This window comes from Paenarthrobacter sp. NPDC089988 (assembly GCF_044748465.1).
Classification (GTDB): Bacteria; Actinomycetota; Actinomycetes; order Actinomycetales; family Micrococcaceae; genus Arthrobacter.
Map to the genome: position 1 here is coordinate 1 of NZ_JBIVGD010000023.1, position 13,632 is coordinate 13,632.

Annotated in this window: 12 protein-coding genes; 9 read left to right on the forward strand and 3 right to left on the reverse strand. The window is 63.7% G+C overall.

Features of this window, described 5'->3' with window-relative positions; genetic code table 11:
• Nucleotides 1-501: 501 nt before the first annotated feature.
• From ACIPV6_RS20630 to ACIPV6_RS20650, 5 genes are all read left to right on the forward strand, one after another.
• Entirely contained in the window at nt 502-1,884 is a 1,383-nt protein-coding gene (locus ACIPV6_RS20630) for an MFS transporter (protein ID WP_400272685.1), read from the forward strand.
• 334 nt (nt 1,885-2,218) lie between these two features.
• On the forward strand, nt 2,219-2,881 hold the full coding sequence (locus ACIPV6_RS20635; RefSeq protein WP_400272686.1) for a response regulator transcription factor: 663 nt from the start codon (nt 2,219-2,221) through the stop codon (nt 2,879-2,881).
• A complete protein-coding gene (locus ACIPV6_RS20640) occupies nt 2,878-4,284 on the forward strand; it encodes an ATP-binding protein (RefSeq protein ID WP_400272687.1) in 1,407 nt (468 codons plus the stop codon). The genes ACIPV6_RS20635 and ACIPV6_RS20640 overlap by 4 nt, the downstream gene beginning before the upstream one ends.
• Entirely contained in the window at nt 4,277-5,254 is a 978-nt protein-coding gene (locus ACIPV6_RS20645; RefSeq protein ID WP_400272688.1) for a TAXI family TRAP transporter solute-binding subunit, read from the forward strand. The genes ACIPV6_RS20640 and ACIPV6_RS20645 overlap by 8 nt, the downstream gene beginning before the upstream one ends.
• Nucleotides 5,255-5,298: 44 nt before the next feature.
• Nucleotides 5,299-6,135 (forward strand): hydroxymethylpyrimidine/phosphomethylpyrimidine kinase, encoded by an 837-nt coding sequence (locus ACIPV6_RS20650; protein WP_400272689.1) that lies wholly within the window; start codon nt 5,299-5,301, stop codon nt 6,133-6,135.
• Here the strand turns inward: ACIPV6_RS20650 and ACIPV6_RS20655 are convergent.
• Nucleotides 6,132-7,061: a cytochrome b/b6 domain-containing protein gene (locus ACIPV6_RS20655; protein ID WP_400272690.1), complete on the reverse strand. Its 930-nt coding sequence runs from the start codon at nt 7,059-7,061 to the stop codon at nt 6,132-6,134. The genes ACIPV6_RS20650 and ACIPV6_RS20655 overlap by 4 nt on opposite strands.
• 293 nt (nt 7,062-7,354) lie before the next feature.
• On the opposite strand from ACIPV6_RS20655, the gene ACIPV6_RS20660 reads away from it, so the two are divergent.
• The 3 genes from ACIPV6_RS20660 to ACIPV6_RS20670 are packed head-to-tail and all read left to right on the forward strand — an operon-like array spanning nt 7,355 to nt 9,069.
• The gene (locus ACIPV6_RS20660) at nt 7,355-7,969 is read left to right on the forward strand and encodes a TetR/AcrR family transcriptional regulator (RefSeq protein WP_400272691.1); all 615 of its coding nucleotides are present in this window, start codon (nt 7,355-7,357) and stop codon (nt 7,967-7,969) included.
• Between the two features lie 28 nt (nt 7,970-7,997).
• Complete coding sequence (locus ACIPV6_RS20665; protein ID WP_400272692.1) at nt 7,998-8,540, forward strand: hypothetical protein; 543 nt, start codon at nt 7,998-8,000, stop codon at nt 8,538-8,540.
• The gene (locus tag ACIPV6_RS20670) at nt 8,530-9,069 is read left to right on the forward strand and encodes a DUF6036 family nucleotidyltransferase (protein ID WP_400272693.1); all 540 of its coding nucleotides are present in this window, start codon (nt 8,530-8,532) and stop codon (nt 9,067-9,069) included. The genes ACIPV6_RS20665 and ACIPV6_RS20670 overlap by 11 nt, the downstream gene beginning before the upstream one ends.
• A gap of 95 nt (nt 9,070-9,164) precedes the next feature.
• Here ACIPV6_RS20670 and ACIPV6_RS20675 read toward each other — a convergent pair whose 3' ends face one another.
• Together ACIPV6_RS20675 and ACIPV6_RS20680 are read right to left on the reverse strand one after the other, a co-directional pair.
• A complete protein-coding gene (locus ACIPV6_RS20675; protein WP_400272694.1) occupies nt 9,165-10,457 on the reverse strand; it encodes a serpin family protein in 1,293 nt (430 codons plus the stop codon).
• A gap of 159 nt (nt 10,458-10,616) precedes the next feature.
• A complete protein-coding gene (locus ACIPV6_RS20680) occupies nt 10,617-12,131 on the reverse strand; it encodes a helix-turn-helix domain-containing protein (RefSeq protein ID WP_400272695.1) in 1,515 nt (504 codons plus the stop codon).
• Between the two features lie 143 nt (nt 12,132-12,274).
• Here ACIPV6_RS20680 and aceA point away from each other — a divergent pair, with 143 nt between their 5' ends.
• Complete coding sequence (gene aceA, locus ACIPV6_RS20685; protein ID WP_400272696.1) at nt 12,275-13,588, forward strand: isocitrate lyase; 1,314 nt, start codon at nt 12,275-12,277, stop codon at nt 13,586-13,588.
• Nucleotides 13,589-13,632: the final 44 nt, after the last annotated feature.

Sequence of the window (13,632 nt, forward strand, 5' to 3'; positions counted from 1 at the left end):
AGCGACAGAGCGTCAAAATCATGCCGGAGCCGGCAGGCCAGCACACCCATATCCTGCACCAGGAAACAGGCTACGAAAAAGGTAACGAGCGTCCGCCCACGCCGGGCATTCGGTGAGAGAGCGTCCGCCCACGCCGGGCATTCGGTGAGAGAGCGTCCGGGGGGACCACAGCGAAAGGGGCGTCGGGCGACCAAGCTGCGTGCCGCCGTCGTGCTTCAGGGGACAGCGGATCCAAGCCGGCCGCTGGCGGGGCGAACCGCGCCACTCAGCACGGCACCAAACGCAACCCCGAAACCTAAGGAAGTGTTAGGAAATCCCCTCCCGCGTTGGTTGTGCCGTGCATCACCCCTAGTTTGGAATACGTCCTCTTCACCCCAAGAGGGCCTTTCCCAGTCGACGAAGAGCCATGCGCAAGGACGCCATGAGCACGAGCTTCATGGACAGAACGAACTCATGAAAGACACGGCTGCCGCGTGCGCAGCCGGCCAGGAAGGTTCATTGATGAGCACCCAGCAAGCTGCGCCCTTCAGCGAGGCGGCACAAACCCGCAAGGCCGTGGGCAACATCCTCAAGGGCTCCGCGGGCAATCTCGTGGAGTGGTTCGACGTGTACGTCTACACGGCGTTTGCGGCGTATTTCCAGTCGCACTTCTTCAATTCCTCGGACGATCTCCAGGCGGGCCTCGAAGCGATGGCGGTCTTCTCGACGTCGTTCCTTATGCGGCCCATCGGCAGCTGGTTCTTCGGCCGCTACGCAGATCGCAAGGGCCGCAAGGCGGCGCTGACGCTGAGCGTGACCATGATGTCCGCGGGCTCTTTTGCCATCGCCATCCTGCCGACACAGGACGTGATCGGCCTCTGGGCCATGATCCTCCTGGTGTTCGTCCGCGTGGTCCAGGGCTTCTCTGTGGGCGGTGAGTACGGGACGAGCGCCACATACATGTCCGAGGCTGCAACCGCCAAGCGCCGTGGCTTCTTCTCGAGCTTCCAGTACGTGACGCTTGTGGGTGGCCAGATGCTCGCCCTGCTGGTACTCGTGATCCTGCAGAACACCATGACCAAGGAAGCCCTGACCGAGTGGGGCTGGCGTATTCCGTTCGCTATCGGTGGCGTGGCGGCCCTGGTGGTCCTGTGGCTCCGCCGTTCCATGGAAGAAACTCTCTCCGCGGACCAGCTCCGTGCCGCCCACGTCAAGGTTGCAGGCGAAGCACAGCCGGGAACCATGAAGCTCCTGTTCACCAAGCATTGGAAGCCGCTGCTGATCTGCATCGGCATCACCCTTGGCGGTACCGTGGCCTTCTACACGTACACCAACTTCATTTTGAAGTTCATGAACGATACCTCCGGCATCCCCAAGACCGACACCTCCGTCATCAACTTCTGGGCGCTGTTCATCTTCATGCTCCTCCAGCCGGTGTATGGCTTGATATCGGACAAGATCGGCCGCAAGCCGCTGCTGGTGTGGTTCGGCGTCACGGGTGTCCTGTTCACGTGGCCGCTCCTCTCCATGCTCGCTGGCACCAAGGATCCGTTCATGGCCTTCCTGCTCATGATGGGCGGATTGTTGATGGTCGGCGGCTACACCTCCATCAACGCCCTGGTGAAGGCCGAGCTCTTCCCCGCGTCCATCCGCGCACTGGGCGTTGGGCTGGGCTACGCGATCGCCAACTCCCTGTTCGGCGGCACGGTTCCGCTGATCGGCGCCGCGCTGCAGAAGGCTGGCCAGGTGGACGTGTTCTTCACCTACGTGACAGCCGCAATATTCATCTCGCTGCTGGTGTACATCTTCGCGCTGAAGAACAAGAAGACCACGCATCTGGACACCGAACAGGGCCACGCGTGGGAAGTCCGCGGGGACGGCAAGAAGGACCTCGTCGACGCCTAAGACCCCGTTGCGAGGCCCGCCTTGCGCCCTTTGCTTGCCGCGAAGGGCGCAAAGCGGGCCTCGCAAGGTTAAGCGCCGTTATCCGGTGAGAGAGGGTTTCGATAAAGACGCACAAAGGTGAGAGAGGGTCGCCGAAAAGCGGGCCATAGGTGAGAGAGGGTTAGGGGAAGTACGACGGCGGCAGCCAGGGTGGGGAAGTACGACGGCGGCTGCCGCGCTTGGGTGCCTGGGCGCTGGACGAGTCGGATCAGGATTCCCAGGCAACGCAGAAGCTCCGCGAAGGGAGTAACGTCCAAGACGGACCGCCCAGCAAAACGCAAGGAGAACACCCACCGTGCACGTGCTCATTGTCGAGGATGACGACGCAATGGCCTCCGCGCTCAGTGCCGCCGTGGCCTCGGCGGGCCACAAGCCCACCCGGGTGTCCCGCGGCGAGGACGCACTCCTTGACCATCGCAACCACGAGGTCATCCTCCTGGACCTGGGCCTCCCGGACATGGACGGCTTGGACGTCCTGCGCAAGCTCCGCCAAGTCACCCACGCCCCCATCCTCATCCTCACGGCAAGGGACGATGAGCGGAGCGTGGTCCTTGGCCTCCGCTCCGGAGCCGACGATTACCTGGTCAAACCCGTGAAGCTCGTGGAACTGCTCGCCCGCATCGAAGCCGTGACCCGGCGGACCAACCGTTCCGGCCCGAGCGCTCCACAACAGATCGCGCTCGGACCCCTCACCGTGGACCTCGACCGCAGGGTAGCCGCCGTCGAACACCGCGAACTGTCCCTGACCGCCACGGAATTCGATCTCCTCGCCCTGCTCGCCAAGAACGCAGGTTCCGTGGTGACCCGCGAACAGATCCTCGACGCCCTCTGGGGTGATGCGTTCCTGGCGTACTCCCGCTCCCTGGACGTCCACCTCACCGGGTTGCGGTCCAAGCTCAAGCTTCCGGGCTTCATCATCAACGTCCGAGGCGTCGGCTACCGGGTGGAGCAAGAATGAAAGTCCGCGTCCTGGTCATCCTCAGTGTGATCGCCGTGCTCATTGTGGTGACAGTGTCCAGCGTGATCCTGAGCTCGGCCGGCCGCGAACTCACACAAGAGGTCCAGATCAACCGCGTGGCCGCCCTGAACCGCTTCGCCCAGCTGGCCAACGACGCCTCCGCTGACAATGACACCACCCAACTCCAGCGCGAAATGGACCGGTACTCCGAGCTCTACGGTGAAGGAATCCTGATCCGGCTGCAGGAACGAACGCTGCGGTCCGGGAACCTCGATGAGGACCGGCAGGACGTGAAAGAGGCCATCAGCCGGGCCAGCCTCAACCTCAGCGACACCACAGTCAGCACGGTCCGTCCCTTCGAGACCGGAACGGAAACCATTTCACGGTCCTTCGGCACGGCCAGCCAGGTTCTCGGCGAAACCGTCCTGGAAGTCGACCCCAGCGCAGCCAGGGCGAAACTACGGGAGCGATGGTTCGTCGTCGGGCTTGCGGCACTGGCGATGTTCGCAGTGCTGCTGGTGGCGGCGGCGCGGGTCACCGGCTGGGTGTTGCGGCCGGTGCACAGGCTCAGCAAGGCGGTCCACGAACTCGAAGAAACGGGGAAAACCAGCCAACTCCCCGAGGCCGGTCCGCCGGAACTGCGCGAACTCAGCCGCTCGTTCACTGCAATGGCCAACACGGTCAGCTCGAGCATGGCCTCGCAGCGCCAACTGATCGCCGATACTTCCCACCAACTGCGCAACCCGGTGGGTGCCCTGCGGTTGCGGATCGACCTGCTGCAACTCGAACTGCGGAACACTCCCGGGGAGGCCGCCGCGGCGGGAGTCGTTGCGGAACTGGACCGCGTGGAACACATGCTCGACGGCGTGCTGAAGCTGGCTGCGGCGGAACACCGCGCCGTTGCTGGGGCTGCTGGAACAGCGCAGGAGTCGGAGCACAGGCGGCAAAGCGTGATTGACCCCATGCCCGTGCTCCAGGGCGAAGTGGAACGTGCCGAACCCGCCGCGAAACGGGCAGGCTGCACCGTCTCCCTCGCACAGCTGGGTAAGCCCCTTGCCATCCGTTGCGACCCCGAAGAGCTGGGCCAAATGGTGGGCGAACTCCTGGCCAATGCCATCAAGTACGCTCCAGGCGGCCGCATCGCCGTCTCGGCCCGGCCCACCCAAGGAGGTGCCGCCGTCGTAATTTCCGACGACGGTCCTGGCCTTAGCACCGAACAGCGCGGAGCCGCCACCACCCGGTTTTGGCGGGCACCGCAGCACAGCGGCCTCCCTGGCAACGGCTTGGGCATGACCATTGTGGAACGCCTGGCCGAAGCCAACGACGGCGCACTGTTCCTGGATGCCCGGGAGCCGCAAGGACTTGCAGCGCGGCTGGAATTCAAGGGTGGTCCTGATGCGTGACGGGGTGGCGCGCCGCAGCCTTCTGAAAGCCGGGCTGGCGCTCGGCGCAGGCGGGCTGCTGGTGTCCGCCTCCGCGTGCACTCCGGCGCCCAGGCCTCAGCAGCTGAGCGTTGCGGGCGGCGAGTCTGGGGGCTTTTACCTCGAGTTCGCCACCCTGTTGGCCGGGCTGCTGCAGCGCGAGGGCGTGGCCGGGACCGCGACACCTGTGGTCACCGGCGGAAGCCTGGACAACGTCAGGCGGGTCCTGTCCGGCGAGGCGACACTCGCCGTCGCCCTGGCTGATACGGCGGTGGTGGAAGCTGCTGGCCCCGGGCAGGGTGACGGGCTGGTGGCCCTCGGCAAGGTGTACGAAAACTACGTCCACTGCATAGTCCGGGAGGACAGCGGAATCCGATCATTTTCCGAGCTGGGCGGCAAGACCGCGGCCGTAGGCGAAGTGGGTTCCGGAACCACTCTTACTGCCGCAAGGATCATTGCCGCGGCCGGGCTGGGCTCGGAACAGGGTCCGGACAGGGCCCTGAAGCAGGTGAACCTTGGCCTGAACCAAGCCCTCGCGGCGTTGAAGGACGGTTCAATCGACGTGATGATCCAATCCGGGGGTGTACCCACGGCACCGGTCGTGGCTGCCGCCAAGGAAACCGGACTGCGGCTGCTGGATCTCTCCAGCATCATCCCGGCCACCAGGGCGCAGTCCGGGTTCTTTTACGACCGCGTACTGATCCCGGCCAACAGCTACGGCCAAGTACCCGCTGTCTGGACTGTGGGCGTGGCCAACCTGCTGCTTTGCCGGCGTGACCTGCCTGATGCACTGGCCACGGGCACGGTGGAACTGCTCGTGGAGCATGCCCGGGACCTTGTGCCCGCTTCCAGTGCCGGCGTGCAGTTCCTCAGTCCGGAGACGCTTATCAACACGGCCGGCGTTCCCCTGCACCCCGCTGCCGTGGCTGCGTACCAGGCGCTGCACGGCTAGCACCGTTTAGGCGCGACGCCGGGGCAGCTGCCAAAATAGGATCCATGACTTCAGCCGTTTCCCCTGCCATTGCATTGACCATCGCCGGCTCGGAAGCGACCGGCGGCGCCGGTGCGCAAGCCGACCTCAAGACCTTCCAGGAACTGGGAGTCTTCGGCATCGTCAATCTCACGTGCATCGTTTCGTTCGATCCCAAGGACCAGTGGAACCACCGCTTTGTGCCGGTGGACCAGCAGGTCATCGCGGACCAACTGGAAGCCACGACGGCGGCATACGGTGCCGGTTCAGGCGCACCTTCGGTGTTGGACACCGTGAAGATCGGAATGCTCGGGAGCCCAGCGACGATCAGTACGGTCGAGAAGGCATTGTCCGCTGGTTCCTTCGCCAACGTGGTCCTGGACCCGGTCCTGATCTGCAAGGGACAGGAGCCGGGCCACGCACTGGAAACCGACCATGCTCTGAAGGCCCAGATCCTCCCACTCGCCACCTTCGTCACGCCGAACCATTTCGAAGCCGAGTCGTTGTCCGGGCTCTCTATCACTGACGAAGAATCGCTGAAGGCCGCTGCCATCCGCATCCACGAACTCAGCGGCGCAGCCGTCCTCGCCAAGGGTGGGGTGCGGCTGGAAGGTGCTGACGCCGTCGACGTTTTCTACGACGGCGAGACGCTGGAAGTCCTGCGCGCGCCGAAGGTGGGCGAGGTGGCTGTGTCCGGTGCCGGTTGCTCGCTTGCTGCAGCCGTAACCGCGGAACTGGCCAAGGGCGCCACCCCGCTGGAAGCTGCCCGCACGGCCAAGGCGTTCGTGACTGCGGGTATCCGGAACCGCGTGGCTTCGGGCGCTCCGTTCGACGCGCTGTGGCAGGGTGGGGCGCTGAGCTAGCGCGAAACCTTACCCATCAGCGAAGCGATCGGGCGCAGGAACAGCGGCCGGGCCAGGAACCACGCCGCGGCCGTGAACACGATGGACGCTGCGAAGATACCGAAGCCCAACCAGCTGACGTCATTGTTCGAGGCGTACATGTGGTTCAGGTTGTTCAGCGCCCCCGTGGCCAGGACCAATGTCACGTGGACGATCACGAAGGCCACGAAGTAGATCATCACGGGGAAGTGGATCTTGCGGGCGAGCTCGATCGGGTAGAACTTGTTGACCGCAGCCTTCTTGGGCCACGCACCGGACATGCGCACGCCGGTGATGATGGCCAGCGGGGAGGCGATGAAGACCGTGATGAAGTAGGTCAGCAACTGCAGCGAGTTGTAGTTGTTCCAGCCGTTTTCCACGGGCCAGTTCAGCGAGGCATACTGCAGTCCGGCCGAGACGGCGTTCGGGAACACGTCCCAGTTGGTGGGGACGATGCGCAGCCATTGGCCGGTGGCGAAGAGAAGCACGATGAAGATGATGCCGTTGAGCACCCACAACGCATCCAGGGTCAGGTGGAACCAGAGATCCAGGCTGATCTTGGACGGCGGGTTCTTGGTCTTGATGAAACCCTTGTTGTTACGGGTCCAGTACGCAGGTGGACGAGTGGTGGTCCGTACCTGCCACCCCGACCGGATGATCAGGACCAGGAAGAACATGTTGAGGAAGTGCTGCCACCCGAGCCAGGCCGGGAAGCCGGTGGGGGTCCCCTCCGGAATGGCGGAGTGTCCGGGGTAGTCAACCAGGAACTGCTTGACGGGGTCCAGCGTGCGAAGCCAGATGGCGATGAGCACCAGGATCAGTGCGACGACCAGAGCCCCTGCGGTAACGACGACGGGTTTGAACCACCTGTTCGACGTGATCCCGGACGACTTGCTTGAAACGGACATCAGGCCGCGTTCCTCTCTGGCTTGTTGGCGTGCGACCAGTTGGCGCTCTCATAGCGATTCAACCAGTTGCTGCCCGACGGTGAAAACGACACCCGGGTTTTGGGGCGTTCGACGTCAAAAATCGCAGCATTTGGTTACATACTGCAATACATATTTCTAGAACAGACTTCCAGAATTATTTCCTGTAGCTTGGGGCTGGGTCAAGGTTATTGTGGCGCTACCGGCTGGTTCCGTGGGTGCGCCTTCCAGAATTGAGCCCCGACGACACACCGAGGCTGCATCCAGGAGGACTGATGGTTCGAAAAGCGTCCGATGCCGCGGTCCATGCCGGTTCCTGGCAGTGGCACCGCACGGCTGTTACACGGCGCAACCTCCTCGACGCGGCCGCTTCTGTCTTCTCCGAACAAGGCTTCACTGACGCCGGCATCTCGGACATTGTTGCGCGCTCCGGCTCCAGCGTTGGCAGCCTGTATCACCACTTCGGCGGCAAGACTGAACTCTTCCTGGCTTTGTGGGACGACTACCAGAACGAACACGAGCGGCTCGTCGCTGCTGCAGTGGCCAAGGCCCGGAAGTCCGGCGAAACCGATGCCTTGGCTCTGTTCGATGTGGGCAGCCGAAGCTACTTCGACTACACATGGAAACATCGGGCGCTGGAACGCGTCTTCATCCAGGGCGACACTCCCCCGGGCTTCGAGGTCCTCCGACGCGAACGCGGACGCGAATGGGTGCGGCAGAACTCGGTCCTTCTCGGCTCGGGCGAGGACACCTTGGGCCGGCTCACCGTTGCGGTGATCACGGACATCATCACCGTTGCCGGCCAAGAGGTCGCCTTGAGTGCCACCAAGCGGGAAGCGGACGACGTCGTCAACGCTGCGGCAGTGCTGGTTGCGCGACTGGCTGGTTAGCATCACTGTATGGGGGTACCATGCAGTGATGGACATCAACGTCGACGAACTGGTTCAGGAAGCCGAGGAGCTTGGCAGAATCAGCGAACAGTTACGCCTTAAACAACTGGTGGCTGCCCATCGGAGGCAGGAGGCGATCCTGTCTCTCCATGCTCTGGGACTGTCGATTCGAGACATCGCCAAGAGGATTCATTCCAGCCCCGCCGTTGTCCAGGCGTCCCTAAAGTCCGCCCGTTCCCGACGCCCACATCTGGTGCGCAGGGAAGAACGCATCCCGTTTGAATTGCACGTCCAGTTGAGCCTCAAGCTGCACGCTGATGAAGAGAAAATCCGCAGCATAGGTCGCGCGGGGGTCAGGAAAATGCGCGAAAGGCCCAGAAGCAGTGTTGCTGACGAGTGGGTAGACAAATGGGACCAACTCCTGGGCCGACCGGTGGCAGAGATTAATGAGGCAATGCTCGAGGACAGCCCGTTCGCCACTGAACTCAGGCAGATGAGCCCCTTCGCTGGAGCGCTCTCTGAACAAGAGCGCTTGATCGCAATCAAGAAGGCAGCTGCTCTTGCGCCGTGAAGAACTAGAGCACGCCATTCGGGCTGCCACTGAAATCATCCACAACGATCGTGTCATTGTCATTGGTAGCCAGTCCATCCTGGGCTCCTACACCGAGGATCAGTTGCCCGTGGCGGCTACCATGTCGGACGAAGTGGACATCGCACCGATGTCGGATGATGATGCCGGGACCTTGGCAGACAGCATTGACGCGGCCATCGGCGAGTGGTCTCCGTTTCACGCACAGTTCGGCTTCTACGTGCAGGGAGTCGGCAGGGGAACGGCTGTGCTCCCACGCGATTGGGAGTTCAGGCTGGTCAGCGTCCGGAACGAGAACACAAAGAACAGCACGGGTCTGTGTCTGGACCCGTACGACCTCTGCGCTGCCAAGCTCATTGCCGGCAGGACCAAGGACCATGCGTTCGTCGTTGCCCTTGTTGAGTCGAAACTCATTGACCCAGTCGCCTTGGTGGAACGCATTAAGCTCATCGACCCGGCAGAACACCGCCGGGCAAACGCATTGGTTTGGGCAAGTTCGTTGAACAACTGAGCGGGCGGCCTGCGCTGATGTCGTGGGAAACCGCCGAAGGCCCCCGGAAACTTCCGGCGTCACCGCGCGGTTGCCGCGAACTCGAGGCCACGGCCTCACCGCGGATCCGCCACCCAGCCCGTGAACAACGGCAACCCCGTCTCCGAATGCAGGATCTGATAGTGGAACGGGTGGTCCAGGATAATCTCGCGCTCGGAGCCCCTACCAGCAGAGTCCGTTGCGTTCATCTGGGTTACCGCAGCCGCCACCGTCCCCTTTTCGGCGACCTTGATGTTTGCAGCCTGGGCCGCTTGGGTGAGCCTCATCCCGCCCTGGATCGAGTTGAAATCGCTGTCCGTTGCCAGCATCTCCTTGAGCCCCAGAGATTTGAACACCTTCCGCAGGTCGAAGGTGGTCTTGTGGTCCCACTTCGGCAGACTGATGGTGACCAGGTCCGAGGGAGCCTCAGCCAACGATTTACCAACCCCGGCAAGCACCTCCGCCGAAACCGTAGCCGGAGAATCCGAACCCGGCGTACCGGCGTCGGGCAGTACCAGCCGCATCACAAAACCTTCAGCGTACGGCAGGTCCGCGGCCTTCCAGCCGGCGGCCTCTGCGTACTTCATGCTGACCGTTTCACCCATGGTGGGCACGTTCACCACCTCGCCGCCAGCCTTGGTGAAGGGCTTGTCATAGGTGTCGTTCGCGCTGAAGGGGGTCTGCCACGCGGCCGCGAAGTACAGCGCATTGACCAGGCTGAACGTGTTCTTGGGATCGTATCCGGCAGGAGCTTCCTTGATTCGTCCGCCGGTGTTGTCGCTGACCCAGCGGTCAATCGCAGGCTTCGTGGCGGCCTCGTCCTGAAAGGACACCGGGTACACGCCCGTGCCGTAGTGCCGTCCGAGGGTCGCCAGGAAATCCTGCCCGTTGGGAGTCGAGCGCTCAACGAACAGCCCGTTCGCAGCGTGCATCACAGGCTTCCGCGGCGGGTTGTTCTCGTCAACCGAGCCGGGGTCGCCGTCGTACTTTTCCAGCGAGGTGAGCAGCGCGTTCATGGCCTCGTCACGTCCCTGAGCGGGCAGACCCAGGACAGCGTCCATCTCCGCCGCCGTGGTTCCGGACGTTCCGGCCCGCAGCATGCCCAGCGCGACGAGCACGCTGGCGGGAGAGGACACCACGTTGCCTTTTGTTCCGTCGCCCCCGTCCGCCAGGAGCGCGTCCCCGAGCTTCCGCGCGGAAGCGTTCAGGGCCTCCAGTTGCGCGCCATAGTCCTCCGTTTGCACCGAAACCCGGGTGACGCCGTCGGCCTTCACAAGCACGACGGCGGCTGGCTGGGGCGCGCAGGCAGCCAGGGCTACCAGCGCGCCCACCAAAGATCCTGAAGCAAACCTCAGCAAGGTCCGGGCCATGACACTCCCCCCTTTGAAACCGTGATGGCTTCATGGTGCCCCGTAAGGGGTCCAAACTCACGTGAAGTGAGAGAGGGATGCCCGAATGTTGCAAGAAGGTGATAGAGCGATCGGGAAAAGAGGCGGGAAGGTGATAGAGCGTTGGAATCCTGGGTGGGCTCAGCGCCCCGAGTGGGCCTCGAGGAAGGAGTACACCTCGGTCTCGTCCACGCCGGGGAACGCGCCCGGCGGCATGGCCGCCAGCAGGTGCGAGTGGGCGCGGGCGGACGGCCAAGCGTTGCCGGCCCATTCGTTCGCCAGGTCAGCCGGCGGCCGCTTGCAGCAATTCGGGTCCGGGCACGTCGAGGTGGCACGGGCCGTAGTCTCCCGTCCCCGGAACCACTTCACGTGCTGGTACGGCACCCCGATGCTGAGCGAGAACTCGCCCGCTGCGGAACGTTCAGTGCGGGCCGTGCACCAGTACGTACCGGACGGAGTATCCGTGTACTGGCTGTAGGCGCTGAACTTGTCCGGCACATCGAAGACGGCCCTGGACGTCCAGGCCTTGCACGACGGCTGCCCCTCAATCGCCCCGGTGTGGTCCTGCGGGAACGTCACGCCGTCGTTCTCGTAGGCCTTGTAGATGATGCCGGACTGGTGGGTCTTCTGGAAATGCGTGGTGATTCCCAGATGCTTCGTGGCCAGGTTGGTGAAGCGGTGGGCCGCAGTCTCGTAGGAAACCGCGAACGCATCCCTGATGTCTTCCACGGCGATTTCCTTGGCAGCCTTGGCCTTTTGCAGGAACTCGACCGTTGCCTGCTCGGGCAGCAGCAATGCGGCGGCGAAGTAGTTGGTGGCCACCCGCTGCGCCAGGAAGTCGCCATAGTTGCGTGGCGTTCCATGGCCCAGGACGTAGTGCCCCAGCGCCTGGAGCAGCACCGAACGGGGGTCGTGGTCCTGGCGCTGATTCTGCGTGAGGTAAATTCTGCGGTTCTTCAAATCCGTCACTGAGCGCGTCGAATGCGGCAAATCGCCCACGTGGTGCAGCGAGAAACCGAGGTTCTCGGCGATGTCCGCGATGACGTGCTGGCTCAGCGGTCCCGAGGTGTAGCCCACCCCTTTGAGGACCTTCTGCGCCTCCGCCTCGTACTCGGGGAAATAGTTGCCGCGCTCCCGCATCATGGCACGCAATTCGCCGTTCGCGCGGCGGGCTTCTTCCGGCGTCGCGACTTGCTCGTTGAGCTTGCGTTCAAGTTCCTGCAGCAGACCCACCTGCGACTCCAGCACATCCAGCGGAAGCCGCGAGCTGATGCGGATTTTGGGCAGGTTCAGCGACTCGTAGAGAGGCCCGCGCTGGTACCGTTCCAGCTCGATTTCGAGCGCCGCGCGACGACTCGGCGGCTCGGCTCCGAGCAGCTGGTCGATGCTCACATTCAGCGACGCGGCGAGCTGCTGGAGCAGGCCCAGTTTGGGTTCGCGTTTGCCGTTCTCGATCAGGCTCAACTGGCTTGGGGCGGTCCCGACGGCGGCGCTCAGGTCATCGAGCGTCAGGCCGGCTTGCTTGCGCAGATGGCGCACGCGGCGGCCAAGGCTGATGACGTCCAGTTCGGGGGTTACAGGGGACGACGACGGCGACGCGACGTCGCGGCTCCAGCTCACAGGCGACATTTCTTGAGAATACGCGAAGAACTGCATTTCTTTCCATAGTTTTCCCCTAGAAAGCCTCTTGAAAGTGCAGAAAAGTAGTTCTCACGAAAAAGAAATACAGACCCCGGGAGCCGGCCGACGTTGCAAGGACGCAGCTGAGGCCGGCCCGGGAACCAACAAGGAGACATGCAATGACCGCATCGTTTGAACCAGAGTTGACCGCAGAACAGCAGGCCGCAGCGCTGGAACTTGAATGGTCCGCCAACCCGCGCTGGGAGGGCGTCACCCGTGATTACTCGGCTGCCGACGTCGTCCGCCTCCGCGGTCGCGTCTCCGAAGAGCACACCCTGGCCCGCCGTGGTTCGGAGAAGCTCTGGAAGCAGCTCACCGAGGAAGCTCCCACCGGCGGCTACACCAACGCCCTCGGTGCCCTGACCGGCAACCAGGCCGTGCAGCAGGTCAAGGCCGGCCTCCGCGCCATCTACCTCTCCGGTTGGCAGGTTGCCGCTGACGCCAACCTTTCCGGCCACACCTACCCGGACCAGTCGCTGTACCCGGCCAACTCGGTCCCGCAGGTTGTCCGCCGCATCAACAACGCCCTGCTGCGTGCCGACCAGATCGAGTACGCCGAGGGCATCAAGTCCGTTGAGGACTGGCTGGTCCCGATCGTCGCCGACGCCGAGGCCGGTTTCGGTGGGCCGCTGAACGCCTACGAGCTCATGAAGTCCATGATCACCGCCGGCGCTTCGGGTGTGCACTGGGAAGACCAGCTGGCCTCGGAGAAGAAGTGCGGTCACCTCGGCGGCAAGGTCCTGATCCCCACCCAGCAGCACATCCGGACCCTGAACGCGGCCCGCCTGGCAGCCGACGTCGCCGGCACCCCCACCGTCGTCATTGCCCGCACCGACGCCGAAGCGGCAACCCTCATCACCTCCGACGTGGACGAGCGCGACCGCGAATTCATCACCGGAGAACGCACGGCCGAGGGCTTCTACAAGGTCCGCAACGGCATCGAACCCTGCATAGCCCGTGCCAAGGCCTACGCCCCGTACTCCGACCTCATCTGGATGGAAACGGGCACCCCGGACCTGGAACTGGCCCGCAAGTTCGCCGAAGCAGTCAAGGCCGAGTACCCGGACCAGATGCTCTCCTACAACTGCTCGCCGTCGTTCAACTGGCGCAAGCACCTGGACGACGCCACCATCGCGAAGTTCCAGCGCGAACTCGGCGCCATGGGCTTCACGTTCCAGTTCATCACCCTGGCCGGCTTCCACGCCCTGAACTACTCGATGTTCGACCTCGCCCACGGCTACGCCCGTGAAGGCATGAGCGCCTACGTCGAGCTCCAGGAAAAGGAATTCGCCTCCGAATCCCGCGGCTACACCGCCACCAAGCACCAGCGCGAAGTCGGCACCGGCTACTTCGACGACATCGCCACAGCGCTCAACCCGAACGCCTCCACCCTCGCACTGGTCGGATCGACCGAAGAGGGCCAGTTCCACTAACCACCCCCGCCGACGGCCGTTGTCGCCTCCGGCCTCCGCTGCGG